The 25,299-nt window shown below is 38.8% G+C and carries 23 protein-coding genes and 2 tRNA genes; 3 read left to right on the top strand and 22 right to left on the bottom strand.

Annotation, left to right across the window (positions count from 1 at the left end; all coding sequences use genetic code 11):
• Nucleotide 1 precedes the first annotated feature (1 nt).
• The 8 genes from ACXACJ_RS20150 to ACXACJ_RS20115 all read right to left on the bottom strand — a co-directional run bounded on the left by ACXACJ_RS20150 (nucleotide 2) and on the right by ACXACJ_RS20115 (nucleotide 8,307).
• Nucleotides 2-493, bottom strand: coding sequence for a hypothetical protein (locus ACXACJ_RS20150; protein WP_475136228.1), 492 nt, complete (start codon nucleotides 491-493; stop codon nucleotides 2-4).
• 1,356 nt (nucleotides 494-1,849) lie between these two features.
• A complete protein-coding gene (locus tag ACXACJ_RS20145; protein ID WP_475136227.1) occupies nucleotides 1,850-2,323 on the bottom strand; it encodes a hypothetical protein in 474 nt (157 codons plus the stop codon).
• A gap of 20 nt (nucleotides 2,324-2,343) precedes the next feature.
• Nucleotides 2,344-2,691: a hypothetical protein gene (locus ACXACJ_RS20140; protein ID WP_475136226.1), complete on the bottom strand. Its 348-nt coding sequence runs from the start codon at nucleotides 2,689-2,691 to the stop codon at nucleotides 2,344-2,346.
• The gene (gene mobF, locus ACXACJ_RS20135) at nucleotides 2,684-5,443 is read right to left on the bottom strand and encodes a MobF family relaxase (protein WP_475136225.1); all 2,760 of its coding nucleotides are present in this window, start codon (nucleotides 5,441-5,443) and stop codon (nucleotides 2,684-2,686) included. The genes ACXACJ_RS20140 and mobF overlap by 8 nt, the downstream gene beginning before the upstream one ends.
• A gap of 192 nt (nucleotides 5,444-5,635) precedes the next feature.
• A complete protein-coding gene (locus tag ACXACJ_RS20130; RefSeq protein WP_475136224.1) occupies nucleotides 5,636-6,316 on the bottom strand; it encodes a hypothetical protein in 681 nt (226 codons plus the stop codon).
• A 95-nt stretch (nucleotides 6,317-6,411) separates the two neighbouring features.
• Complete coding sequence (locus ACXACJ_RS20125) at nucleotides 6,412-7,170, bottom strand: hypothetical protein (RefSeq protein ID WP_475136223.1); 759 nt, start codon at nucleotides 7,168-7,170, stop codon at nucleotides 6,412-6,414.
• Between the two features lie 26 nt (nucleotides 7,171-7,196).
• Complete coding sequence (locus ACXACJ_RS20120) at nucleotides 7,197-7,856, bottom strand: hypothetical protein (RefSeq protein ID WP_475136222.1); 660 nt, start codon at nucleotides 7,854-7,856, stop codon at nucleotides 7,197-7,199.
• Nucleotides 7,849-8,307 (bottom strand): hypothetical protein, encoded by a 459-nt coding sequence (locus ACXACJ_RS20115; protein WP_475136221.1) that lies wholly within the window; start codon nucleotides 8,305-8,307, stop codon nucleotides 7,849-7,851. Before ACXACJ_RS20115 ends, ACXACJ_RS20120 begins: the two co-directional genes overlap by 8 nt.
• A gap of 232 nt (nucleotides 8,308-8,539) precedes the next feature.
• Between ACXACJ_RS20115 and ACXACJ_RS20110 the strand changes: the two genes are divergently transcribed.
• Nucleotides 8,540-10,054, top strand: a complete 1,515-nt coding sequence (locus ACXACJ_RS20110; protein WP_475136220.1) for a hypothetical protein — start codon at nucleotides 8,540-8,542, stop codon at nucleotides 10,052-10,054.
• A 28-nt stretch (nucleotides 10,055-10,082) separates the two neighbouring features.
• On the top strand, nucleotides 10,083-10,370 hold the full coding sequence (locus ACXACJ_RS20105) for a hypothetical protein (protein ID WP_475136219.1): 288 nt from the start codon (nucleotides 10,083-10,085) through the stop codon (nucleotides 10,368-10,370).
• A gap of 15 nt (nucleotides 10,371-10,385) precedes the next feature.
• Here ACXACJ_RS20105 and ACXACJ_RS20100 read toward each other — a convergent pair whose 3' ends face one another.
• The 9 genes from ACXACJ_RS20100 to ACXACJ_RS20060 form a co-directional block, all read right to left on the bottom strand.
• On the bottom strand, nucleotides 10,386-11,912 hold the full coding sequence (locus tag ACXACJ_RS20100) for a TraM recognition domain-containing protein (RefSeq protein ID WP_475136218.1): 1,527 nt from the start codon (nucleotides 11,910-11,912) through the stop codon (nucleotides 10,386-10,388).
• A gap of 13 nt (nucleotides 11,913-11,925) precedes the next feature.
• Nucleotides 11,926-12,228, bottom strand: a complete 303-nt coding sequence (locus ACXACJ_RS20095) for a hypothetical protein (RefSeq protein ID WP_475136217.1) — start codon at nucleotides 12,226-12,228, stop codon at nucleotides 11,926-11,928.
• Between the two features lie 2 nt (nucleotides 12,229-12,230).
• Entirely contained in the window at nucleotides 12,231-12,551 is a 321-nt protein-coding gene (locus tag ACXACJ_RS20090) for a helix-turn-helix domain-containing protein (RefSeq protein ID WP_475136216.1), read from the bottom strand.
• A gap of 77 nt (nucleotides 12,552-12,628) precedes the next feature.
• Nucleotides 12,629-14,818, bottom strand: a complete 2,190-nt coding sequence (locus ACXACJ_RS20085; protein ID WP_475136215.1) for a DEAD/DEAH box helicase — start codon at nucleotides 14,816-14,818, stop codon at nucleotides 12,629-12,631.
• On the bottom strand, nucleotides 14,815-16,125 hold the full coding sequence (locus ACXACJ_RS20080; protein WP_475136214.1) for an ATP-binding protein: 1,311 nt from the start codon (nucleotides 16,123-16,125) through the stop codon (nucleotides 14,815-14,817). Before ACXACJ_RS20080 ends, ACXACJ_RS20085 begins: the two co-directional genes overlap by 4 nt.
• On the bottom strand, nucleotides 16,122-18,305 hold the full coding sequence (locus ACXACJ_RS20075; protein WP_475136213.1) for a tellurite resistance TerB family protein: 2,184 nt from the start codon (nucleotides 18,303-18,305) through the stop codon (nucleotides 16,122-16,124). Before ACXACJ_RS20075 ends, ACXACJ_RS20080 begins: the two co-directional genes overlap by 4 nt.
• 208 nt (nucleotides 18,306-18,513) lie before the next feature.
• Nucleotides 18,514-18,717 carry a hypothetical protein gene (locus ACXACJ_RS20070; protein ID WP_475136212.1) on the bottom strand — a complete coding sequence of 68 codons (204 nt, stop codon included), beginning with the start codon at nucleotides 18,715-18,717 and terminating at the stop codon, nucleotides 18,514-18,516.
• 138 nt (nucleotides 18,718-18,855) lie between these two features.
• Nucleotides 18,856-18,939: transfer RNA gene (locus ACXACJ_RS20065), tRNA-Leu, on the bottom strand.
• Between the two features lie 104 nt (nucleotides 18,940-19,043).
• Nucleotides 19,044-19,116, bottom strand: a tRNA-Gly gene (locus ACXACJ_RS20060).
• Nucleotides 19,117-19,339: 223 nt separating this feature from the next.
• Between ACXACJ_RS20060 and ACXACJ_RS20055 the strand changes: the two genes are divergently transcribed.
• A complete protein-coding gene (locus tag ACXACJ_RS20055) occupies nucleotides 19,340-21,700 on the top strand; it encodes an ABC transporter permease (protein WP_475136211.1) in 2,361 nt (786 codons plus the stop codon).
• Nucleotides 21,701-21,885: 185 nt separating this feature from the next.
• Here the strand turns inward: ACXACJ_RS20055 and ACXACJ_RS20050 are convergent, their stop codons facing one another.
• The 5 genes from ACXACJ_RS20050 to ACXACJ_RS20030 all read right to left on the bottom strand — a co-directional run bounded on the left by ACXACJ_RS20050 (nucleotide 21,886) and on the right by ACXACJ_RS20030 (nucleotide 25,283).
• Nucleotides 21,886-22,341, bottom strand: a complete 456-nt coding sequence (locus tag ACXACJ_RS20050) for a hypothetical protein (RefSeq protein WP_475136210.1) — start codon at nucleotides 22,339-22,341, stop codon at nucleotides 21,886-21,888.
• Between the two features lie 36 nt (nucleotides 22,342-22,377).
• Nucleotides 22,378-22,911, bottom strand: a complete 534-nt coding sequence (locus ACXACJ_RS20045) for an RNA methyltransferase (RefSeq protein ID WP_475136209.1) — start codon at nucleotides 22,909-22,911, stop codon at nucleotides 22,378-22,380.
• 149 nt (nucleotides 22,912-23,060) lie between these two features.
• Entirely contained in the window at nucleotides 23,061-23,675 is a 615-nt protein-coding gene (locus ACXACJ_RS20040; protein ID WP_475136208.1) for a porin family protein, read from the bottom strand.
• Nucleotides 23,676-23,769: 94 nt separating this feature from the next.
• On the bottom strand, nucleotides 23,770-24,693 hold the full coding sequence (locus ACXACJ_RS20035; RefSeq protein WP_475136207.1) for a Cbp1 family collagen-binding glycoprotein adhesin: 924 nt from the start codon (nucleotides 24,691-24,693) through the stop codon (nucleotides 23,770-23,772).
• A gap of 35 nt (nucleotides 24,694-24,728) precedes the next feature.
• On the bottom strand, nucleotides 24,729-25,283 hold the full coding sequence (locus tag ACXACJ_RS20030; protein WP_475136206.1) for a hypothetical protein: 555 nt from the start codon (nucleotides 25,281-25,283) through the stop codon (nucleotides 24,729-24,731).
• Nucleotides 25,284-25,299: the final 16 nt, after the last annotated feature.

The raw sequence follows: 25,299 nt of genomic DNA, 5'->3' as shown, positions 1-25,299 counted from the left end.
TTTAAAAATTCTTATAAAAGCTTTCTACTAATTCATCTTTGGTGGGGTCACCAACCAACAAAACCTTATTGCTTTTGTCTAAAAGAAAAACATCAAGGCTAAATAGTTCTAAATCATTCTCATAAATAAAATTACCGGTAAAGTCATATATGTGATTCAGATTTTTCTTAGCCCCAAGGGCTTCTTGAAAATTATTAGAAAAGTATTCATCCTCTGGACCATAGGATAAAAAGACGATGTCTTTATTCTTTAAAATACTTGAATCCATAAACTGTGACCATCTCTTAACAGTCAGGACACAACTTGCACACTTGGTATTCAATAATATCAGTACTTTATAATCAGAGTTACCGGATATGGAGTATTCCTCAAGATCTACTTTTAGACCCAAGATTTCTGAAAAAGACTTTTGGTACTCTTTGAGCAAAAAATCATCTCTTTGAGAACATGAAAGAATAATAACAAAAGAGAATAAAAGAGCAGTTTTTTTCATGGGCCGTAATAATAGGCGCTACTGATTTAAATTTCTAAGCCCTAGAAATACGGCAATAGCACCCACTAACAATAGATGAGCGAAAATTATTCAGGAGTTGCAAACCTACATCTTCGATCATCTGCCGGAACATAAGCTTCAATTCGAGTACAATCGTCACATTTAATAAAGCTTGTTAAGACCCCTGGTCCGTTGGGACGCCAATTCCAATAACAATCAGCTCGAGCAGCGAATAACTCCTGTGCTTTAACCTCTTGCGGCAGTAAAAGAATAGCATTTGTCGCTAATAAGGCAACCGCTGATAAGGACAATAACATTTTTCTAACTCTGATGGGTTTCATTGTGTTTATGGTTTAATAAATAATAGAATTCTGATTGAATCGTAGCTCAGTAATTGGTGATCCAAAACACCTTCAATAATTGTCCGGTATCCTGTTGCTAAAAACAATTGGATGCTCTTAGAATTACGCCATGTGATCTTTTAAACTCTCAATCAATGGTATAGGACAGAACATAAACGATTAGCCTTTAGGCAAGGCAATGGTTTGAGCGAACCAATGACTATATGGTTGGTTATTCTGGGGTTGCAAACCTACATCTACGATCATCTAACGGATTATAAGCTTCAATGCGAGTACAGTCGTCACATTTAATAAAGCTTTGCAGCGTTTGTCCGCTAGGTGTCCAGGTCCAATAGCAGTCAGCTCTTTGAGCAAATAATTCCTGTGCTTGAACGTCTCTTGGCACGAGGAAAATAAAATTAATTGCCAAGAAGGCAATGAATCCAAAAGCTGAGATGATTTTCTTGAATTTTGTGTTCATTTTTCTTAGTGTTTTTATTTAAAACTAATATTACAAAGATTAAATCACTAAAAAAAGTGAAAACTACAAATTTCTATATCCAAAAGACGAATCCACTTTAGCCGCACAAAGACTTATCAGTAGATATATTTCGCACCATCCCATTTTCTTCTCTTAGGCCGCCAATTGCTGAGCAGAAGGGATAAGGCAAGAGGAAACGGAATAAACAAGCTTTGGCCATTGGGTTGGCTTCATGCCGTAGTCTCTTGATGTTCCCTCTTGTGCGGGGCTAACTTTGCCAATGGGCAAAAAATGGCGCCTTATCAATGAAGGCCATACTTTTCAGATTTCATTCCATTGCTGATCAAAACCGATTTAAGGATGAACAAGTGTTAGGGATAGAGCCAGCTACTGTGTAGCGGTGATAGCCCGTCCCACAGGTGAACACCCAATAAAAGAAGCCCCTGATTTTAAAAGTGTGGCATCTATCTAAACAAAGGATAGCAATAATCGCTTTGGCAGTACCAGCTTTCTCTATTTGAAAAGAAACGCAAATCATCTCTCCTCTTTTCCTTTGTGAAGTCTGGCTTTATCAAAGCTGTGCTTGAACAAACTGGGTTCAGGCTGTTTGGATTCCTTGAAGTCTTTGGAAAGACTATTATTGGCGTTATAGTGAGCCTTAGCCTTTGCAGTAATGTCATCTCTTAATTCCTGATCCTGGTTTTGAAACCCAAGTTGGATCTGTTCATAAGGTGCACGAAGCAGATCTTTCTGAAGACTCATGGAATAGTTTAAGGCTATCTCTCCTCGAACTACTTCACGTTTTCTAAGTTCCTCTATATACTCTTTTTCAATCTTCTGTATACCGAAAGACTCTTCGGGTGTTCTGCTGTACTTATTTATCATATCCAGCCGGTTTCTTAGTTCATGATCTGTTAAACCTGCCTTTTCAACTTCCTTGTTGTCATTCGAGGAGGGGATTTGAGTTGGTGCTAGATGGTCTTCCTTTTGATCTGGAGTCTTTTTCATGTTTAGTGGGTTAAAATGATTTAGTGCATAAGATTTTCTCCTTCGAGCTTTATTTTTTCAATAAAAACGGATGACTCTCCATCATCCTTTCCGCAAGGATGGATTTTGATGTAGATTAGAACCTCCTTGGATAGAGCATCCTCAATGGCAGATAATCCTCTACCGGAAATTGTGATTTGAATCTCATAGGCTTTGATGATCAGCTCCTGATTATCCTTAAGGATAAAAATGGGAAGAAGAGAGTAGGGAATACTATATCGTTCGCCACTTCTCAGATGAATATGGAAACGCTTCACTACCTCGTCAGAATGTGCTACTGCATAGGGCTGATAATCCTGCAATGAAACCGAATGCCTATTATTATTCATGTCCCTTTGGTTTTGGCTGGTTTGAAATACCTGGTGAAGCTCGTTGTGTTCTTCTTCTGGTCTGCTCATGTTCCCTTATCTTCTCATTGAGAAAACGATGGTGATTTCTCTGATTTCTCACCAAAGTTTGTTGCTGCTGTCGCTGTGCTATTTCATGCGCACTTATTCGTTGCTCACTCTTGGCTATTGCTTTTTTCAATTCTGCCTTTTCAGGAGTAAAGAGCTTTGCGGAATGCTTTCCTCTACTTACTGAAACATAGAGACCTTCTCTTGATAAATTTCCATTGGAAGGATCAACTGAAATAAGGACATGATCGGCATCTTTTCCTTGGCTTGCATGTGATGTGTCACATGCGGAATAACGGATATGTCCTATGTCTTTGGCCAAAGTCTTTCCGTTGGAGAGCTTGATGTCTCCTTTTTTGGTGAAGCCCACCACAGAATAGGATGTTCCATTCAAGGCTTTCGAACCTTGCTGTGTTTTGGTATTGATTGTTAGCCTGATCTGATCGCCTTTGGCTAAATGGATTTTTGATTGCTGGTAGACTTCAAATCTATCAGCATGTTCCAAGGGTAATTTCTTGACAGTACCGGTCTTCCTATCCTTTACCTTTAGTTCATCGGGTTTCTTACCCGATATGACTTCAAATTCAACACCGGCACGATAGTCACCTTTGCTATTGGAAATAAACCTCAGAACCATTCCTGGCTCGTAATTGGCCTTCAGTTTTTTCTCGTCTTCTGTGAAGGATAAAGTCTGCAATCTGTCGAACTCACGTTCTTTTCCTTTAATGAACCCTTCTTTTTTTAGTTTCTGACGAATTATGTTATTGACCTGATTGAGCTCTTTATGAGTTGGGCTAATTACAAGGCAGGATTTCTTGGATTTAATGGTGTCTAGATAGGTATCTGCCAGCATATCCAGCCTTTTATCCTTATCAGGCTCTTCAATAATACCTCCCAATTTGTCCAGCTTTTTGAAGCCCTCGTATGTTCTATGCTTGGCCAGTGATTGGACAACTGAGCGATAGGGCTCGTTTTGTTGTCTAACTACTTTATTGACCGTAACGGTATGGACTTGTGATTTCTCTATCAGATGCCTTAAAGAGTCGCCATACTGTGCTGGTGGAGCATGTTGAGAGGTGTCACCCGACATAATTAACCTGGCATTCTTTTCTTTGGCAATTGTCAGAATTTGATTGGTTACTCGAGTCCCACACATCCCTGCCTCGTCAACTAATATTACCTGTCCAAATACTTTCTCTTGAAGAGCTTTGTTCTTAAGAAATCCGGCAATTGTCTCCGCTTCAAAACCTTTGCTTCTAAGTACGGAAACGGCTTGAGAGGAGGGAGCAAGACTATATAATTGCTTACCCGTTAGAGCTACTGCATCCCTTACTTCAGTTAACAATGATGTTTTCCCTACACCGGCACTCCCTTTTAAGACTGTTATAAAATCTCTTGAATGGAGTATTTGCTTAATCGCATCTTTCTGCTGGTCGTTTAATGGGGATTGCTTAGGCGAGTAGTTCTGAAAGATTGGAGCGAAAGCACCTTTTCCTTCATTGGCTCGCATGACAAGTTCGGACTCTTGCCTGATCATGTCCTTTGTTGTTAGAAAGGGGACTGTGTCAATTTCAGCTTTGATAATGTCAGCTCTTCTGGCTAGAGCCGCTTTGACATCTTCGGGCAGCAATGTGCCATAGCCTAACTTGAGCGCATAAGCAAGGATATCACTTTGCTTAAAAGCGGAATTTCTCTCACAGTGGTGTTGAATTGATTTTTCAATAGCTAAGTCAGCTGAAATACTATCTCTCTTATCAATCGTCTGATTCTTCAATTTGAATAGAGCTTCAAATTCCTTTTCGCTCAGTCGGCTTTTCCAGTGTTCATACTGCTCTTCTTCTCCGACTACTTTGGCTTTCGCATTTCTGGTGAGAAGGGCGAGTTTGGACTTGCTCGATTTATTCGAGATACCTTTTTCCAAGGCAACCTGATCGATTGTCTTTGTTCTATTTGAAAAGAGCATGATTTGTTCCCGAGTGATGCCAACAAGCTCGAAACGATCACGCGTGATCCTGGTTCTAAAGCCTAATTTTTCAAGGTTTTTAGCTAAATGTGAGTGGTAAGCAGCTTCGAAATATTTGGCCTGTCGATGAACTGAATTGCCTAGCTCAAGGGCCTGAAACCGGTTATTGATATGGCTAAATGTTACGTTCGGGATTAGACAGTGCGTATGTATCTGAGGATCTGATACATATATAATTTTTCCATCCTTTTTGACCTCACACGGCCTGCTTAAAAAATGGTCAAAATTTGCAATTAGGAGCTCTCCACATGTCTCCCATCCTCTTTGAGTTGCTGAATTATGCTGACTCTGGGCGTTTGCCTCGATCTCCGCTAAAACAGTTTTATATGCCTGAATATGACATTGATGGATGGCTTCATTCCTGGTTAATCCATAAAGCAATGATACGCTCTTGGGAGCGGAGAAAGTGAAATCATAATAGCTTCTGGCGTTATCCACCTTTCTTACTTTGAAGCTGATATCTGAATTTGGGACTTGACCTCTGCCAAAACTTATAAAATCTGATTTTTTGACCTGGACACCGTCATAGCCAATCCGCTTGCTGATTTTTCCAAACCAAGTCGCCTTGACCACATGCTCTAAATAATAAGCACTTTCATGGGAAAGGTTGATATAGTAATCGGATGCAGATTTTACATCCTTGAAAACATTAATTCCAAGCATCGTTCTTAAGTTTATTTGTTGGGGGTTTTGTGCTGAGTCGCTGGATAAAGTCCGGCTGTTGATAGATAATTTGTATCTGTTTTTGACTCACACGTCAAGGTTGTAAAATACCTTATGATTCATTCAAATAAGCCTGTCGATTAAGTTGAGAAGTTTTGGATTTGATCTGGGTAAAGAATTCTGCAGAGGATATCAAGAAGCAGAGAGTTCAAAGGTATGGTCACCAATGACCGACCAAAAGTAGTAACCGATGGATGCAGTAATCCCGCATTCTATGAAACTGTTTACAATGAACTCGTTTGTTTTAAGTTTGAGTTTACCTCCGGTAAATCTTTTGATTTTTGAATAAAGTTTGTTTAGCCCTAATAAAATCCAACTTTCACCAGATTTGGCCATATCATCTGGATTGCCTTTTCCGATGTAAATCATGGTTGTGTTCACTAGGCCAGTCAAAAGCATTATACCTGAGTACATAAGAAGCGGGAAACTACGTATATCAATAAATATCCAGACGTAAAGCGTATCCCAATCATGTATAAATGGTAAAAATGGTAATACCAGCAAGGAGAGTGATCCTAAGGCCAGATATGAATGTTCCGAGTTTGCGATTAGAGCAAGTCCCACTGAACTGAATGTGAGAATTATGCCTTGGTTCAATAATCCAAATTGATTGCGGTACACGGTGTTTTGGCAATTTGCAAGCGCAGCTGTTGTAAACTCTATCCATTGACTGAATAGTCTTAAAAGAGCTAGGGATGGATTTTTAAAGAGAAGTTTGTAAAACTCAGTCTTCGTAGCACCAAAAATGATTGCACTGTCACCGAAACACTTCTTTCTTGGTTTGATGTCTTGATTTGATTGTTTAGTGATCATAGCTGTTAAGTTTTGACTGTGGAAAGAGCAGAGCATTCCAAGGCAAGGCCTTCACCAAGCCTTGGAAGTCACTTTTGTATAAGAATTTGAGTGGTTTAGTAACTAGATCGTATGGAAACAATCAGGCCATGTTCCTCGTAGAAGCGTTTCCAGAATTTAGCCGCCTCGTAGGTTACCAGGTAATTTTCAGGACATATTAAGACAATCTCTGTACCCTTGAATTCATCTGAAACGGGTTCTGAGGCAATCAGTAAGCCTTTGAGTTTCTCATAGTCAGCTTGAAGTTTTTCAGGGTGTTTTAAATAGTCACCCATATCCAGAATAACCGATGACTCTAAATAATCTGCCATTACGATCATTTTACGATGTTGAGCAGAATGATCCATTTGGGAGAGTCCATTGAGCATCCCTCTATATAGGTTACTTATTTGATCATTGGCACTGCGGGATAGTAAATCATTGGTTTGTTGCCTTGATAGGTTGTAAAAAGCATTAACCTCGCTGATTCTATCCTTTCTGGGGTTCAGCATCCATACCTTTGGCTCTAACTCGACTTTACTCACAATGGGTAGATACGACATGCCCATGTAAGAGAAATAAATTCTGACCCCTATGCTGGTTGGTGAATTCTCTTCGATCCCCATTTCTTTCATGAGTGCCGAGTGAAGGATATCCCCAGTTAAACCGCTTTTTGAATCTTCGTACGATTTTGACACGTCAACGAGCTGAACATATTCATATCTGGCTCCCATTAATTGCTCTTTGTCTTCACAAGAGGTTGCAGTGGCTAATATTATCAGCATTGCCCCGCTCAGGGACAATGCATTGAAGTTATTTGTGTTAAGTAGTTTCATGGTTCTAAAGTTTAAGGGTTAAATGATCAGGCTACTTGACCGTAGTCACTGTAACCTCTTTTGATTTCAGCAATGATCTCTCTTTCGAGAAGTTCAATTGATTTCAACTCGGCCTCTTTTTCATTGGTCAGTTTTTCAATCCTGTTGGAGCTGGAGGCCATGCCTTTGTTGAGTGATTCAACTTTGTCGTTCATAATCGCCTGGCCTTTAATTCCCAATTTATCTTGAGCCCTTTTAAGGTCATTTTTCAATTGGACTTTACTCCCTTTGAGGGTATTAATTTTATTGGTTAGAAAGGCTTTGAGTTTGGGAATTCTGTATTTCTCTTCATCCATTGCATAGCCATAGGAGAATAATATACCTACCATAAAGACAAGAAGAATGATCAGTCCAAACCCAAAGTCGACCTGTTTACTCACAAGGTAGAGTACCATGCCCAAGCCGACCATGAACGAAATGATAGCTCTTTTCCATCTTTTGAGCGCCAATGACTTCCCGATGAACTTGGCTAACTTCATTTCGACAATACTCATGCACAAGGATAGGACTAAACCGAAGAGATAAACTCCTCCTGAAAATTCCTCGAATGTAGGGCGATTCAAGACAGTGCATAAAATGACATACACTATCACAACAAACCAGTATGACTTTCTGTATATACCGGTGGTTTCTGTTTCATTAATCATTGTTATATTTATTTTGAAGGTCAAATAATCTTACTGTTGTATTTTGAAGGTCATCCTGAACCTTTGTTAATTCAACCATAAGCTTGGTTATATTCTGGTGGTCAGCTTCTGGAAGGGTATTGATTATCATTTGGAGGTATGCTTCAGGATTTTTATTGATTTTTTCCAACTCCAGACTATCTGCTTTAATGGAATTGGTGTACTCAATAATTTCCTGGTCGTAAATTGAGGAAGCCGAGACTTTCAACTCTGACATTGCAGTCTGAGCTTGCGAGATGACCTCTTTGACATCTATACCTCTAAGTGCACTATCAAATGACTTCTTACGCCATTCTCTAATAAATTTGGATTTAGGTTGTCTCTGATACTTTTCCTGTTTTTTGGACTCTTCTACATTACCACCTTGTAGTATGAGAAGTAGCCACTGTTTCAATGTTAGTCTTAGTTTCATATTAATAAGGTTTGTTCTAAATTTCAGTGTATATATGGCCAGCCATTCATTCCCTATTATTCTTTAATATCTCAATTTTATAATATTTTATTTTGTCAATCATTATTTTAAGCTTATTAAATATTGTTAGAAGCTAAAGAAAGCTACGGTCAGCCTGATTTTATTTGGATAAGCTTGATTAAGCTTATCCAAGCTTTATATTTGCGTGTATTGCATAAATAAAAAACCCACAATGAACACTGAAGAGGAAAAGAATATCTTCCCAACAAGCGATGAAATAGATGAAGCAAAAAAGCTTCTCACACTCTATGAGAGAGGTGAGCATGATGAAAACATGAATTTAGAAAGGAAGATATCTGAGACGGAAAAAAAATCAGGAGTGTCTAGACAAGATTGGAAGCTTGTAAATTGCCCTGGCAACAAAGGGGGGATTTCCGATACCGCTATTGGCAACAAAATAAGCTCGCTCAAAGCCATTACCTCTGGAGGGTCATTGAGTGATTTAAAGAAATCAGTGAATTTTAAGCCAAGGTCTTTCCCTGATGTATTAAGTAAGTGTCAGGAGACCTTAACAACAGCAGAACTGTTCGTAAAAAATCCGTTTAAAGGACTTAAAGGAAACACTGACAATTCGATTGAAGAATCCAAAGGGATATTTACTGGAGGAAATAATAATGAATTAGACAATACTAAGTGGGCCGCTTATTTTCTTTATTACAAGGAAGACGATACGCATAACGAAGTAAATGAAGCCTTGATAGGTAGGGCTATTATTGAAGTGGATAGCTCATTGGGATCTCTTACTCCAGTTCTGTTTAAAAATATAGAATTTGATAGTGTAGTAAATTATTCAGGAAACTACACTACACACATGGATTTAGATCACGGAATTGTAATATTCGACCTAGAACCACAAAATGGCAAGGAGAGAGCTAGAAACATTCACATAAAGGTCTTCTGCCGAAGTCCTGAACAAGATATCCTTTTAGGCCAGTATACAACCTTTGAAAAAGGTTACATTCAAAGCGGCAATATTATTTTTCAAAACTTAAAAGGCCAGAAAGAAAATAAACTAAAAACTGGGGTTTATTCTTTCATTCATAACCATAACTCTTACAACGAAGATACAATTCCGGATGCCTTTCGTATTTTTTTATCTGAAAGACTAACAAATTACAACATCCTTAAACTTCACAATATAAGGACAGAAAGAGCATTAAAAGTTCATGTTGATAATTACCGACCGAGCGACAATAGTAAATACGAAAGGTTTTTAGAGCGTTATAAACCTAGGGTTTTTATATCCATTCCGACCTCCGAAAAAAGTTATACAATTGCTTCCGACATAAAGGATCATCTTGATGAGGTATTCAAGAATCAGGTTTATATCTCATTCAAAAGAGGAGACATGCCTACAAAGAAAGATCTTAAAGGCGAAAGGCAACCTTTTCGGGATATTGAGAAACTCAAGACAACCAGATTTTTCGTTTTAATTATAGACAATCCTGAAACACTGAGCTATAGTTACCTTCAATTAGGCATTGCCATAACAGTTTGCAAGGTGGTAATTGTAATAACAAAAAAGGAGTTCTTATCTAATTCATTAAATAGATTAAGGAACTCTGTTCTAAAGAAGATTTACTATAAGGGAAATTTGGAAAATGAAATTGAAAATATTTCGAAGGACCTTTCCGATTACCTGAAAAATTTCCTTCCAAATTATCAAGGTGGAAATATTGAAGTGTAGTGATTATTGTTAATTATGGAGTTATGGGTTGAGCGGAACGGGTACCACTAAGATTGGGTTAATTGTAGAGTTTTTAAGTCGTCTGGGCATAAGAGAGACAGTTTCATTTGAGGATGCCTTCTCTTCTGCGGCATTAATGATATCCCAACTTGAAGAAAGCTATGGATATGATGTTAATGAAGCCGTTGAGGATTTCATCAGGCACAATCCTGGTGCATACGACAGAGGATTTAATCCCTCAGATTTTCTGGATGACTATGCGGATGACAAAGCTAATGAGTTCAATGAAAAGATGTTTAAATTCGAATTAGAATAACTCCAGTTTAAAAAACTATTGCTTGAACTCCACCACAGCAAAATTAGAATCCTTGTTATCCCAAAGCTTTCCAGGTTTGAATACCAGTGCTTGAACTTTGTGACCGTTCTCTTTTCGACCGGTTTTAAGGGTTGTAAAATGATCTGGGGTAACCTTGTAGTGAAACTGCATTGATTTAGACTTGGTTAAATCACTGTCTTTGCTGTAGCTGGAAGAATAAATGTCAATCCAATGTTTTCCAATAAGATTAGAAGCCCACTCGTTCGTAGTGATATCAGCATTGTTAGCGAAGTATTTGAGGTTTAAATTCCCTAATAGACTATAGGCTCTGGCTTGAGGCTGACTATCTCCCATTACAAAGAAAAGGTTGTTGACGTTCTGTGTGATGTACACGCATGCAACCCAAGAACTTCGTGCGGTAGCCTGGAAGAGACTGTCTGAAACAGGGTTACAAAAGCTTTGGTATTCATCGATGAATAGCCCAATTGGTTTGGGGTCTATCTCGTCTGTCAAATTCCGTCTTTCGCATGCGTTTTGGAATGCAGTTTTATAAATAGTTGCTGCATAGATAGCACTCAAACCAAACTCTTTTACAGGGAAGTCAATGATGAGAATCTTCTTCCTCTTGATTATTGATTCAGGAGCCAATTCTTTACTTAATCCTTGTGAAAATTGATCTTTTAGAATGCCATTTCCAATAAAGGCTTCCACACACCCCATGTAGCTCTCAATAATTATTGAGGCAGTCTTGTCCGAAATATTGGCAAATTCTTTTAGCCAATAGTCGAGAATAACATCTGTTTCTTCAGAACCGTAATATGTGCCACTAATGATCATATCGATGACCTCGACAAAATAGTTAGATGATTTCCACTCGGTTAAATCCTGAAAGGCTTGGTCTTTTACCCGCTTATCTATTTGTTCATTACTAAAGGCGAGTTTCGTAAGATTGAAATAACGCTTGGCATCTTCGTCTCGAAAACAGTTAACAACGATTTTTCGCATGTTGTAGATGCTCACCTCTTCACCTGCAAGACGGAGTATGGCAATTGTCCGGGAAATTAATCTCCTTAATGACTCATCCCAGAAGCGTTCATCTTTGTTACCAGAATTACCACTCTGGTATACGCGGCTTTGTTCATTGAGATTCATCAAAATGTTCAGGGCATTTAGGACATCGCCTGAACCATCCCCGTCTCGGCCCAACTCATACTTAAGAAAGTTGAATTTTAATCCGCTTGCTTTGTTAAATACGATTTTATCTTCAGTGCGGCCACAAACTTCTATATATGACTCCCATCTTTCTCTTTCTTCCTTCTTCGCACAGAAAATAACCATCCCGTAACCTTTGTTGAGCATAGCTTGCCCCACATACTTCCCAATTGCTGAAGTCTTACCACTACCGGTCGCTCCGGTTATTAACGTTCCTTCAAGACTGTCAGCCCAAGAAATTGAGGTGTCTGTGGTTGGAACCCTATATAATTCCTGGTCAAGAATTTTTTCAAGATTTGGATGTTCTTTATTTCTCCCAAAAAGCCCCATGGTTGTGTGCTAGTTATTTGTTACGATCATCTTTCGGTTTCTCCTTTGGCTTAACGGTGGCCTGCCTTTTAATGCCATATCGCTGATTCATGCGCTGATATGGATTGTTCTTTATAAGCTCCTGGACTTTTCTGTGTTCGCTTATTCTATCCTCGAACCCTCTCGTATACTCACTTGGCTCTCCTTTTGGACGTTCCATTTTATCTATGAGATTAGGAAATTGATTGATCACCAACTCGGCATCATTATAAGCCCTTTTATATAGGGTAGATAGTTCAAGCTGTTCTTTGTTATTCTTGTTTTCCTTGTCACCCATCGTCAAAAAGTTTTGGATTTCTTACTCTCTATGAATTCTTCTATCGAGAACCTGTTATAAAGTATGGTTCTATCATTGATTTTGGAGAATTCGACTTCTCCATTGTCCCTCATTTTTTGAAGGGTACTTTTGGCGGTAATGTGGAGGATTTCCATGGCTTCTTTACCATCAATCCATTTGTTCAATTCCTTTTCTGATGGTTGGAGTCTCTCTACTAATTGATTCAGTAGCTCCTCAAAGGCTTTACTTTCTATAACTATAACCTCCATAGTTCCCCCATTGGTATTGTGTTGAAAACCAATTCTAACACTTTTGATTTTCAAATACGAATTTGGAGCACATAAACACATTCTAATTTGTAGAATGAGGTTCAATTTTAGTGAGGCTGTAATAAGACTTTTCAGATTATTTGTAATTCAAGCCATTCCCTAGCTCGCTCTACATCAAAGTAATTCTGGCCGTAACCTATATTGAGCAGAGATTCAGGTATAAAATCGTCATACTTTTCAATTCTTTTTTCTCTGACAGACAAGGCAAGATCTGAATTGGTGAGCTGCTTGTTTGAACATGATTCAAACAGTGAATTTGAAACAAATTCCAATTTCGTTTTTTCAATTTCTATTATACCTGAGAATATAGAGACCTTATAATTAAGCTTAATCAACATTGTTGCAATAGTGTTTACAATTTTATCACCCATCCAGGGGACTATATATACATAATCGTTATGTTGAAAAATTCTTCGCTCATGAAGTAATGCTTCCTGGAAGAATCCGAGTCCCTCATTGAAAAGAGATTTGGCTGTTAAGTCTAAGTAATCTAACTCAGACCTCCCAACTGGAATTTTATAGCTTCCACTTTTATAGATGTTAAACATTTCTTGTCTGACAATGTCGTGAACTATCATTCCATGGCCATTGAATTGCGGAGGATCCCCTCCTTTAGAAGGAGATACAATTATGGTTTTATTATCAGTATTAATGCTTTCAACCCTCCATCGTTTGCCAGAAAAAATAATGTGCTGTCCTTCCAATATAAGGGTGTCAACTGGCAAAGTTCCCAATGTCTTATCTCCGGCAATTACTCGAAATTCTTGAGGGGTCTTAAAAACCGTATAGAAATTATAGCTATTTGTTAAATATTCACCTTTAAGCCCTAAAACCAGTTGTCCTCCAGATATTTGTGTAAGCAGGTCTTGTTGCCCCATATGGTGTAGGAGTTCTTTAAACTGCTCGACCGTTACATTATTGAAGCATCCCTCTTTACAGAGAGAGTTGTAAATTTGATCTGCCCTAATGCCACCCCATTGGGCAATTAGAGCCAAAACTTGATGCAAGAGAGTAGAAAAGTGAAAGCTTCCTAAATCAGCTGGTTCATACCATTTTTTAATAATAAGAAGCCGGGTCATTGCAATTGATTGAAGTAGCTCTATTCTCAATTTGTCCCCGATGCTAGAATCTGCATGTAATTCCTTTTCAGATATAAGCATTCGGAGTGTAGAAGGGGTGTTTCTTCGTCCAGAGCGACCGAGCCTTTGACGCAAACTGGCTACAGAATGAGGTGCAGTTACCTGTATAACAGAGTCCACTTTTCCTATATCAATCCCAAGTTCCAAGGTCATGGTGCATACTGCCGTAGTGGGGAGATTATCTTTTTGGAGTTTGGCTTCTAAAGCTTCTCTAAGACTTTTATCCAGTGATCCGTGATGTGGAAAAAACTCATTAGGAACAACTTCTTGTTCACACATATCACTTAATTGAGCGCTAATACTTTCAGTTCTTTTTCGGCTATTCGCAAATATCAAATGTGAACCTCCTCTACACAGAGAAAAGAGATCAGTACATATTCGATGAAATGCCGGTATCTTCTGGTCGTTGTTTACAGGGTCAATATAGCCTTGTATGCCAAACCTAATCTGAGAGCTGGATTTACTCTCCTTAATTATGGAACAGGGCATTCGGGAGTTTTGCCTTAATACCCCAGGGATTTCATCTAAGTTGCCCAATGTTGCACTTAAAGCTACCCTTGGAATAGGCTCTTCAATTTCTTGGAGTAGGGCTTCTAGTCTATTTAAAAGTGATAAGAGGTGTTGCCCTCTTTCTGTACCGATGAAGGCATGAAATTCATCTATTACAATGTACTTTAAAGATGAAAAAGACCTTTGAACCCAGCCAGAATTCCTGATCAATAATGATTCTAACAACTCAGGTGTTATAAGTACAATGCCAGAAGGGTTTCGTTTTGATTTGGTCTTTAGGCTTTGTGCTACATCACCGTGCCAGGGAGTAACATTAATGTCGGTAATGATACTTAGACTTTCAAGCCTTCTATATTGATCATTGATGAGAGCTTTTAAGGGGCTAATGTAAAGTATTGAATAGCCATCCTTTTCATCTATGGTTGAAGAACAAGCTGGTAGAAAAAATGCCTCTGTTTTACCAGCTGCTGTAGAGGCGCTGATGATCACATCCTGATTTCCAGCCAGTATTGGGGGAATAGCGTCATTTTGAATTTGTCTCAAACCGGTCCAGCCCTGTTTGAATATCCATTTTTGTATACGCCTATCTAAACTATGAAATGACTCTGTCATAATTTGAAAGAAGCCAACCCATCATCTGAGTTTAGTGGCTCATCATCAATATCGCTCGGTGCCTCAATAGCTATTGTTGTGTCCTCAATTAAGTTCTGCCAATCAAGTTCTGGATTTTGTTCTAAGACACTCAATAGGTCTATGAATGCCTTTATAGTGTTTCTTGGTGTCGTGAAATAGGCATTGCCTATGGTTTTGTTACAATGATCTAGGAATGATTTTAGAGCGCTGTCGTCAACTAGGTATTTAGTAGAATCTCCACCGGCAAAAACATTTCTCAAATTCTTAAGCAAAATGAACAACTCTTCAGGAGTAAGGCTTGCGAGGTGAAGGGCAGGGGAGGAATAATCAATGACACCTGCTCTATTGGCAAAGCTGTTTTCAGCCAATCTTGTCTGAAGAGCATCATAACTGTAAAGACCTTTCCTTGGATCAAGTAAGAATTCTGGTGTGCCACCCAACAGAAACCCAAGATTCTCAGCACTTCCCTGAAGACAATCATTCAAAATGCGAAGAATTTGCTCATAATTAGACGTTCTGGCTTGAGTGCTATGAAGTTTATACAGGTTAACCATTTCATCTAAATTGACCAGAAGCCCATTGTAGCCCGCTTGTTGCACAAACAAGCTCATTAACTTTAAAGCGTCATAGAAATGATCATCTGAAATAATTGTCCTCACGCCCAGATCATTTTTTGCATCTGTTTTTGTAGTGTACTCAGCTCTAAGCCATCGAATAGCATTAGATTTAAGATGTTCATCACCAGCTTCATGCCCTTGCCAATATGCCTCAATAACTTTTGCAAAATCATACCCACCCACCAATTCAGTTAGCGCCTGAAGTCTTGTTTGGATGGATTCCGTAACATCAATACCTTTTTGATCAGCCTCCTGGCGGGCCAATGTGATAAATTTTTCCACTATGGTTGTTAGTGCATTGCCATCTGGCTTGGTTCTGGTTGAAATATTCCTCATCAATTCAGAATATAAATTTCGAGCCTGCCCTCCTGAAGCATGAATTCTTCTATCAGGGGATAAATCTGCATTTACAGTCACGAGCATTTTTTCTAGTGCGATTGATCTCACGACACTCAAGAAGAATGTTTTTCCAGAGCCGTAGTCTCCGATAATTAAGCGGAATGCTGAGCCACCATCACAAACCCTTTCAATATCCTTGTGTAGAGCTTGAAGCTCTTTACTTCGACCTACCTGAATATGCTGTATTCCAATTTTTGGAGTAACTCCAGACTTTAGTGACTGAATGATTGCATCCTTTTCCTTTGTTCTAATTTTGATTCCACTCATCATATTTCCTCGTATTCTTTTAATTCTTCTGCAATTTCTCGATCGACAATTACATCAACATCCTCTTCAAGTACCGGTGCGTTTACTTTTTCAAAAGCCCATTCATTTATGCTATCAATAGCAGACTGAACAAAAAAGCCATATTCAGAACAAATTCTTTCGAATTCATCTTTTTCTATTCGGTCACGATCAGAAATAATTTGATAGATAGACAGTGCTTTATTTTCAAGTGTTAGTTCAGGAATGGCTTGGATCATTTCTTCTTCCTCATCTTCATTCTTGAAAATATTATTCAAAATGTCCTGAGCTTGTTTGGTTTCTGTTTCATGAAAACTTAAAACACTCTCGTCTAGAGAGAAGGATTTGCTTTCATTAGTTTTTGTAACGGCATCTTTTCTAGTAGAGACATGTTCGACTTTGCGTGAAGATAACGCATGTATGTCTGCAGGTACTGCTGATTTATCAAATCCCAGACTGGTATATAGTTTTTCTATTTCTTTGACTTCATTAGGGTCAATTTTGCCATCAGAAAGAGCTACATGAATGATCATTTTCCTGACCAATTCTTTGTTGTGCTCACTGAGTTTTGACAAAGAATTTTTTAGACCTGAAAAATCAGAGGGTGAAATTAACAGCCATTTAAGATAGGCTTCTAATGACAATTTCTCTTCGGAAGACAGGTTGTCATTGGTGTTTATAAGTTCCTGAAGATAGGTTTTTTCATTACTATGAATATGCAAATCAGCGTTCGCAATAATTGATCCTAACCGTAACTTTATAGCCACATCACGAAAGACTTCTTGATTCTTGAATTCTATTGGTCCATGCCTATGGTAAATCACAATTGGGTCATCAATGTTGAGTTTACTACTGTGTAAGTTTAGATCTGGTGCAGCTGAGTAGCCAATTTTCTCAATGAGGTTGCAAGCTAATTCCTGCTCTTTTTTATTCAGTTTTGAAGGGAGAGGTAGTTTGGTTTGCCGCCAAAAATCTTTAAACTCACAGATGCCATCATTGGTAGTTATAATATTTTCCGCCCATAGCCTAAGGTCTTTGATCAATTGGACTTCAGCAATCAATTCATTCGGTAAAAGGGCTACAGCTTCAATACTTTCCTTGTTTGAATTTTTTCTCCCGAGATATCTGCTGTAAGCATCTAGGTCATCAACGCACTGATAGGCAATTTTAGCTAATTTATTGGTGGGGCCTGATAGCACTGTTACATCACTCAAGTCATCCGGGCCGTATCTAAAATAGCTTAAACTTCTACTTGCGGGTCGATAATGAAGGTTGAGTTTTGTTTTGTTCGGCTTTATGACAATACCATCATTGTAGGCTTCTTTATACCTGTATAAAAACAAATCTCTGAACTCTTCGGGGCAACGTCTCGCAGGTGTTCTGAAAGAGTGTTCTGGATGATTGGATATCCAGGAGAACGCAAGCTCTGGATTCAAAGGCTCACTATTTTGAGCAATTCGAGCAAGTTTTACTTTAAATACATTCGAATATATCGAATTTTCTATTTGATCATCCTGAATGGAAAGAATATGGGGCAGGGTGATGGAAATGTATTCTAGAAGATTAGAGGAGTAGCTATTAAATGAATAGTTATCGCTGAAAACTGATCTGAGACGAATTATTTCATTGCAAATCTGAAGACATTCTTCATCTCCTACCAGGCCATCTTTATAGTCCTTGATGATGCGCCTTTCCAGTCCATAAAAATATATGAATAGATATCCGATCGGGGTGTCAGACATATCACGATCACTGGCAAGCCAGTCAATATACGCACCTCTGCAACTGGGTGATAAATCAATGAAACTTGGCCAATATCCAAGGCTACTATCAGTGTAAGTATATTGGCTCTCCTTTATTTGAAGAGTCTCATCGACCAAAGAGCTTTCGGTTTCGTTATAATTTTCACCTTTTAGAACTCCGCCAAAATAAAACAGCCCTTTTGAGATGGTTTTGCTTTTTATTGAAACCTCCTCACCGGGCATGATCCATTTGCCTTTTGAGGTATTTTTAGATTTTTCTTTTTCAAAGTAAGAATAAGAGTGGGTATAGTCAGTGTCACTCCTAAAATTCACTTCTGCACTCCTTGAAGGTACTTTCTTCTCTTTCTTACGAGTGAATGAATACAATACATAAATGATAAAAATGAGTATGATCCATCCCATATGTCAACCTTGATTAAAAGCTAAAAGCGTGTATCTGTTTATTTAAAATTCTAGGACCGAAATTGATTATAAATTAAAGAAAATGATTAAGTCAGAGTATTTGAAGAGCAATTAATTGTCCACAATATGATTTAATCTATACTTTAAGCACTTCATCCGGGTTAGTGGTGAGGTGTTGACTAACATGAAGATCAGAAGGTATTAAGCCTTAGGAGTTTAGCGATTTATCCAATGCTTCATCCGCTTCCTTATGAATGAAGTTGGCCTGATAATTTATTGTGGTTTTCAGGTCGGTATGCTGGTAGAGTTTTCGAGGCATTAATGGGTGTGTATTGTCTCCTGCAATATTTCCGAAACTATGGCGAGCGATATGATTGGATAAGTTTTTATCAATGTCGCACGTATCAGTCATTCTCTTTAGGTATTTGTTAAGGAGTTTGATTGCGTTGTTAATCTCTTCCAAGGGATGGCCTCAAATCTAATTTTGTTGTACCTATGTTGTACCCAAATCCTCTAAACGAAAAAGCCCCTTAAAAAGGGGCTTTAAACGTACCAGAGGCGGGACTTGAACCCGCACGAGCAGATGCTCACAAGATTTTAAGTCTTGCGTGTCTACCAATTCCACCACTCCGGCTTCAGCTATCAGATAGCTGGAAATCTTGATATGGCTTTAAAATAAAAAAGCGAGAAAGGATTTAACCCTGATCGGGAAAACCGCGTTCACGCTTTCTTTTTATGAGCGGGAGACGGGATTCGAACCCGCGACCCCAACCTTGGCAAGGTTGTGCTCTACCAACTGAGCTACTCTCGCTTGTATTTCAACCCTTTTGCTTCACTCTTGTAGCGAATTGGGAGTGCAAATTTAATGAAGGCCTTTTAATATGCAATGCATGACGCCAAAATTAATTGAAATTTTTTCAACCTTTTTAATCTAAGATTCTTCGGCTCGGAGCAGCTAAGGTTACTTTTTCATGTCTTTGAAGTAATGTATTTCAGGCTTAATCGTCTGAACACAAAACTCAAACTTCAAAATAATGGTCAAAAACATAATTAGAACAGCGCTCCGCGTTTTCTGGAAAGAACGCGGCTACTCCCTTTTAAACATACTCGGCTTAACCGTTGGCATTTCGGCCAGCCTCATCTTGTTCTTATACATTGAAGATGAAAAATCAGTAGACACATTCTTTGACGATTCCGACAGGATTTTTCAGGTATTGGAACATCAAACTTATTCCACTGGCATTTTTACGACAGAAGCCAATCCTGGTCCATTAAAAAAGGCTTTTGAAGAAGAAGTGCCCGAAGTAGAATACATCAGCCAAGTGACATGGCCGCAGGAAAGACTTTTCATTCTTGGCGACCAATCTTTTAAAAGCAACGGCAGAGTAGCCAGTGATGGCTTTTTCGAAATCTTTAAACACGACTTTATACAAGGCTCTTCGGAAAATGCGTTGGAAGCCCCAGATGTAGTTTACATCTCAAAATCCCTTTCAGAAAAACTGTTTAACAAAGGCGATGCACTCAATAAAACCGTAACGGTAAATGGTTGGGGCGACTATAAAATTGGTGGTGTTTACGAAAATCTTCCCGCTAATTCTACCTTCAATCATGAGTTCATATTGCCTATTCAACCTTGGTTGGTTCAAAACACTTGGCTAGAAGACTGGGGGAATAACGGAATTCGAGATTATGTAAAACTCCACGAAGGCGTAGATATTGATGCTTTCAACAGTAAAATCAAAACCTTTATTCAAGAGAAGAATGAAAATTCCGTTGTTCAGCTATTTGTCCAAAATATTGCCGACCGATATCTGTATGGCAATTATAAAGATGGAAAGCAGGCAGGTGGCCGAATCACTTATGTGAGGTTATTTATGTATGTCACCATTTTTATCCTTGCCATTGCCTGTATCAACTTTATGAATCTTGCTACAGCTCGTTCTTCTAAAAGAGCAAAGGAAGTTGGTGTGAAAAAAGTGGTTGGTTCTTCCAAAGGCTTGCTGATTGCTCAGTTTATGGGTGAATCCATTATTATGGCAGCTGTTTCTTCTTTAGTAGCAGGTTTAATTGCCATGTTAGTTTTGCCTTCAATCAATGATTTTACGGGAAAACAGATGGCCTTTTCATTACTCAACCCTTCTAATCTGTTTTCTATTTTAGGTATTGCATTGATCGTGGGTTTACTGGCGGGAAGTTATCCTTCCATCTTTCTTTCTTCGTTCACCCCGGTTAAGGTTCTTAAAGGAAGTTTCCGTTCATCGGGATGGACCAACGGTATTAGAAAAGGCTTGGTAGTTTTTCAATTTCTGATCTCAATATTCTTGATTATCAGCAGCTTGGTAGTTCATAACCAAATTAACTACGTGAAAAACAAAAACTTAGGCTATAATAAAGAGAACATCATTTATGTGCCTATGGAAGGCAAATTAAGTGAAGCCAGCAACATTGATTTGTTTAAATCGCGAATGCTAGAAAACCCCAACATCAGTAGCGTAACTACCGCGAACAACACGCCTTTAAATATTGGCAATTCTACTTCGGGTGGATTTAAATGGGACGGAAAAGACCCAGAAAGCGATGTGCTTTTTCAGGTGTTGCAGGTGAGCAACGATTTTATCAAAACCATGGGTATGGAAATGAAAGAAGGCAGAGCCTTTGACGAAGCCATGGCCAGCAACTCGGCCAATGTGATTATCAATGAGCAAACAGCGAAATTGATGGGTATTGAAGATCCACTCAATTACCCTGTTACATTCTGGAGTAGAACTGGCAAAGTAGTCGGTATTGTAAAGGATTTTCACTTCGCTTCTCTACATAATAAAATCGACCCTTTGGTAATTAGCTTAAGGCCTGAGGCTGCGGAATTTGTATTTATGAAAACCAATGGCGCCAATACCGAAGCCACCATCAACTACATCAAAACCGTGTTTGAAGAAATCAACGGGCTTTATCCTTTCGAATACAATTTTATAGACGAAGAATACGAGAACCTTTACAGAAGAGAAACGAATATTGGCACCATGGCCAATTGCTTTACGGCCATTGCCGTATTCATTTCGTTATTAGGGCTTTTCGGTTTGGCTTCGTTTGCTGCCGAACAAAGAATCAAGGAAATAGGAATTCGCAAAGTACTGGGAGCCAATGTGATCAACTTGATTCTGCTTTTGGCTAAAAACTTTATGCTTTTGGTATTGCTAGGCTTTGGGCTGGCCATTCCGCTTTCCTATTTCTTCTTAAACGATTGGCTTTCAGGGTTCGAATACCAAGTTGGTTTGGGAATCAGCGCATTTCTGATTGCAGGAATGGCTTCCATAATCGTTGCATTGATTACGGTGAGCTATCATTCGATTCGAGCCGCTTCGGCAAATCCAGTGAAAAGCTTGAGATATGAGTAGTTAGAACAACCTGGAATTATGGAAAATAGAAGAGGCCTCAAACTGATTTTGAGGCCTCTTCTACCATATTGTTTCAGACTTTGTAAGAACACAAGAAAGTCAAAGCCTGTACAAATAGATCTTTCGCAAAGCTTCAGGAGAAAAATCAAAAGACGCTTTGCGTTCAAAATGCTTTAAAACCAGCTCTACTGTTCCTTTACAGGAGCATAAGGATTTATTTCCCTTAGCTTTTCTTCCAAAGCCCTTAAGTCTTTTATTCTTAGCCAGCTAATTCTGATTTTATGCTTTTTAAGCTCATCCTTTTCATTCAGAATATTTAATCCAATATGCAAATGATCGGTTTCGAAGTAGCTATCGAAGTTGTATTTGTTAATCAAAAGCGATTTCTGCTTTTTTGAGAACAGCTTTTTTGAATTGATCACCACGCCACCATTGGCCTCCACTACCTGCAAATAAATAGGCCAATTTACCAAGCTGGAAAGAAAACCGAAAATAGGAGCAAAGGCCACTAAAAGCACCCAAGTGGTCATTTCAGGAACAATCAAATATTTGTAAACGAAGATGAATACCACAAATAGCAGGTAAAAATAAATAAGGAACTTAAAGCGGTTTACTTTTCCCTTATTGCTGATTTCTTTCATAGAGCGTTCTGGTTTGAAGATATATAGTCCATGTGGTTAGGCAAATTTTAACTGATTGGTTACATGCCAAAGAACCACTCCTATACTTACTGAAATATTAAGGGAATGTTTGGTTCCGAATTGAGGAATTTCCAGAACATGGTCTGCCGCAGCCACAACTTCATCTTCAACGCCAAACACTTCATTTCCAAAAATGAAGGCATACTTTCCGCCACTTTTAGCCGAAAAATCTTCTAGTGAAATGCTTTTATCAGCCTGTTCTACAGCCAAAACCGTATAGCCTTGGCTCTGCAAATCACGACACAATTCAACAGTACTTTCTACGTGCGCCCATTCTACAGATTCGGTAGCTCCCAAAGCTGTTTTATTGATTTCTCTGTGAGGTGGTTTTGCCGTAATTCCGCATAAGTAAACTTTTTCAATGGCAAAGGCATCGCTGGTTCTAAAAGCCGAACCCACATTATTCATGCTGCGCACATTGTCGAGCACTAATATGACAGGCTGCTTATCGGCTGTTTTAAATTCATCAACGGAGAGTCTGTTCAACTCGTCATTCTGAAGTTTTCGCATGGCCAAAATTAAAAATAATCGCTGAGCAAAGCGATTATTGTTCTGTTGACGCAAGTTCTTGTAAACTATACCGTTATGTTTTTACACGGTTCAAAAAAATAACAGGGACCCGTCAGGTCCCTGCATCATATATGGCCTCCAAAGAACCATCAAAAATGGAAACCAATATATATCGTTAATGCTGAGTTTTTAGCCTTTTCGGCTGCTTCGCCAGCAAATGATCCTGATTTGCCGATTTCTCGGAAACCATAATTATATCTTAGTCCCATCGTGCCCCCGGCAAAATCATATCCTAATCCTGCCACCGCACCGTAGTCCAATGTATTGAAATCGTCTCGGTCAAGTTCTTGCACGCTGTTAATCGTACCGTCACCATCTACATCTTTAATTTTAGCATTCACTAAAACCGATGCGTAAGGACCCGCTTGAAAGTTAAGTCTGCCTACATCTGCTGTAAGCATTACAGGCACTTTGATGTAATTCAAATTGAACCTGTATGTACCGCTGCCCGACAGAAAGTTATTGTACTGCAAGGCTGCGCCTTTTTGTGAATAAAGCATTTCATATTGAACGCCCATTACACTGTTGATTTTGCTCTTGTTGAAAACCCCGATGTTCAAACCTACTTTGGCATTTTCGTCATCTACGTTATCCACATAGAGGTTAGAAACATTGGCTCCGATGGTTAAACCTGCTTGCGCTTTTACTGAAGAAGCACAAACTATCATTAGAGCCGCAAGGCAAATAAATCTTATGGTCTTCATGTTAGTAAGTTTAAGTTTTGGTTTAAGGGAATGTGCCCGGCTAACTGGGCACATCCCTCTCTTTTGATTCAATTGTTAGGTGATTGGCTATTAACTAGCTTTTAGTTGAGATCACTAAGTATTTAGACACTTTCCAGAATTTAGCTGGGTCGGTGATTTCCAAATATTTGATGTTCTCCTCATTCTCATCCTGAACAATTACATATGAATCAGCTGGGTGTTCGGTAACTAATTCTACTTTATCAGCTTCAAGAGGAAGCTTGTTAAAGTTTCTGATGTCGGTTTCAATAAACTCTTCTTGATTAGCCGATTCGTTTAAATCCACGGTTCTGCCAAACCAAAGGAATCCACCTTCTTTAGAAACTAAACCTCTTTCTTTCAAATCTTTATAAGAACCAACTGCATAGTGTACCTTATTCAAATCATCATTTACTGAGGTCAAAAGATCGATTTCTCTATCTCTTTCATCAATAATTCTGGTTTGGGTGGCAGCTTCGATCTGAAGCGAATCATATCGGCCAGCAAACACTTCTATTTGTCTGTCCTTCTGACTGATTTGCGCTCTCAAATCGGCAATCGTTCCGCTTCTTTCTTCCAAATCTTGGGTCAACTGGTTGATTCTTTTTTGAAAACCAGTAAGTCGCATGTCGGTAGTCTGAAGCTTTCCGTTCAGCTCTTTAATTGTTTTGTTCGATTGCTCTACTAGATTGTCGATCAAAGCCAACTCTTTAAGAAGTTTATCTTTGTTGTTACCGTTATCTCCCTGCTGGGCGTTGGCTACCAAGTTTTCTTTTTCCACGATAGTGGCTACTTGATTTTCAACCTTGTTTAGCATATTTAGAACCTCATTAAAGGCCGAATCTCTCTCAGCTATTTCCGCTTCCATTTCTTGAAGCGAAGTAGACTGCTCCTGAATTACTCTCTCTTTTTCGCCATTACTGCAAGACGCCAGCCCCACAGTGGCGAACGCGGCTAGTGCTAAAAGCATTCTGCCTGGTTTTGAATTGTTAATTTTCATGGCTACTGTTATTTATGATTAACTGAATTAATTTTCTAAAACATGATTTTTACGCCAAGCCCTGGATCTAAACCTATATAGGCGTTGCCCGAAGTGGCTACTTCGAAAAAGGGCTTAACATCAAGACTAATTGCTATTGGAGAATTTGGAATGACCATTTCTAAACCCATGATAAAGTCTACCCCTAGGCCAAAATCATCTTCTGCATCGCTAAACCTTTCATTTTCTACATTATAGCGCGTGTCCGAAGCCACTACGGCATGGCCACCCAAACCATAATAAACGTTCACATTTGAACTGTTAAAGGCCTGTGCATAATGTTCAGAAAGCCCTGTAAAACTCAAGGAATTGTATCCCAAACCTAGAATGGCTTCGAAGGCTTTCGAGCGACTATTGAAATGTTTAAAAGTGATTCCAGTAGTACCTAAAGCTCTAATTCCAAAAGCATTTCTAACGTACCCATTATATTGCATTGCCAATGGCGCAGGAACTTTGGGATCCGTATTTCCAGGATTTCCTGTTTTCGCATAAGCAGTAGACACCGAGCCTACTATTATGATTGCGATAAGAAGTTGTCTGATGGTTCTCATAACTCTTAATCTTTTG

It is taken from the genome of Roseivirga sp. AWQ4_251, from assembly GCF_056158225.1.
This window is presented reverse-complemented; position numbering and strand designations above follow the sequence as displayed.

Coding starts and splice junctions, on each gene's coding strand:
- ACXACJ_RS20150 (WP_475136228.1), bottom strand. CDS start 493: ATGAAAAAAACTGCTCTTTTATTCTCTTTTGTTATTATTCTTTCATGT.
- ACXACJ_RS20145 (WP_475136227.1), bottom strand. CDS start 2,323: ATGAAAAAGACTCCAGATCAAAAGGAAGACCATCTAGCACCAACTCAA.
- ACXACJ_RS20140 (WP_475136226.1), bottom strand. CDS start 2,691: ATGAATAATAATAGGCATTCGGTTTCATTGCAGGATTATCAGCCCTAT.
- mobF (WP_475136225.1), bottom strand. CDS start 5,443: ATGCTTGGAATTAATGTTTTCAAGGATGTAAAATCTGCATCCGATTAC.
- ACXACJ_RS20130 (WP_475136224.1), bottom strand. CDS start 6,316: ATGATCACTAAACAATCAAATCAAGACATCAAACCAAGAAAGAAGTGT.
- ACXACJ_RS20125 (WP_475136223.1), bottom strand. CDS start 7,170: ATGAAACTACTTAACACAAATAACTTCAATGCATTGTCCCTGAGCGGG.
- ACXACJ_RS20120 (WP_475136222.1), bottom strand. CDS start 7,856: ATGATTAATGAAACAGAAACCACCGGTATATACAGAAAGTCATACTGG.
- ACXACJ_RS20115 (WP_475136221.1), bottom strand. CDS start 8,307: ATGAAACTAAGACTAACATTGAAACAGTGGCTACTTCTCATACTACAA.
- ACXACJ_RS20110 (WP_475136220.1), top strand. CDS start 8,540: ATGAACACTGAAGAGGAAAAGAATATCTTCCCAACAAGCGATGAAATA.
- ACXACJ_RS20100 (WP_475136218.1), bottom strand. CDS start 11,912: ATGGGGCTTTTTGGGAGAAATAAAGAACATCCAAATCTTGAAAAAATT.
- ACXACJ_RS20095 (WP_475136217.1), bottom strand. CDS start 12,228: ATGGGTGACAAGGAAAACAAGAATAACAAAGAACAGCTTGAACTATCT.
- ACXACJ_RS20085 (WP_475136215.1), bottom strand. CDS start 14,818: ATGACAGAGTCATTTCATAGTTTAGATAGGCGTATACAAAAATGGATA.
- ACXACJ_RS20080 (WP_475136214.1), bottom strand. CDS start 16,125: ATGATGAGTGGAATCAAAATTAGAACAAAGGAAAAGGATGCAATCATT.
- ACXACJ_RS20075 (WP_475136213.1), bottom strand. CDS start 18,305: ATGGGATGGATCATACTCATTTTTATCATTTATGTATTGTATTCATTC.
- ACXACJ_RS20070 (WP_475136212.1), bottom strand. CDS start 18,717: ATGACTGATACGTGCGACATTGATAAAAACTTATCCAATCATATCGCT.
- ACXACJ_RS20055 (WP_475136211.1), top strand. CDS start 19,340: ATGGTCAAAAACATAATTAGAACAGCGCTCCGCGTTTTCTGGAAAGAA.
- ACXACJ_RS20050 (WP_475136210.1), bottom strand. CDS start 22,341: ATGAAAGAAATCAGCAATAAGGGAAAAGTAAACCGCTTTAAGTTCCTT.
- ACXACJ_RS20045 (WP_475136209.1), bottom strand. CDS start 22,911: ATGCGAAAACTTCAGAATGACGAGTTGAACAGACTCTCCGTTGATGAA.
- ACXACJ_RS20040 (WP_475136208.1), bottom strand. CDS start 23,675: ATGAAGACCATAAGATTTATTTGCCTTGCGGCTCTAATGATAGTTTGT.
- ACXACJ_RS20035 (WP_475136207.1), bottom strand. CDS start 24,693: ATGAAAATTAACAATTCAAAACCAGGCAGAATGCTTTTAGCACTAGCC.
- ACXACJ_RS20030 (WP_475136206.1), bottom strand. CDS start 25,283: ATGAGAACCATCAGACAACTTCTTATCGCAATCATAATAGTAGGCTCG.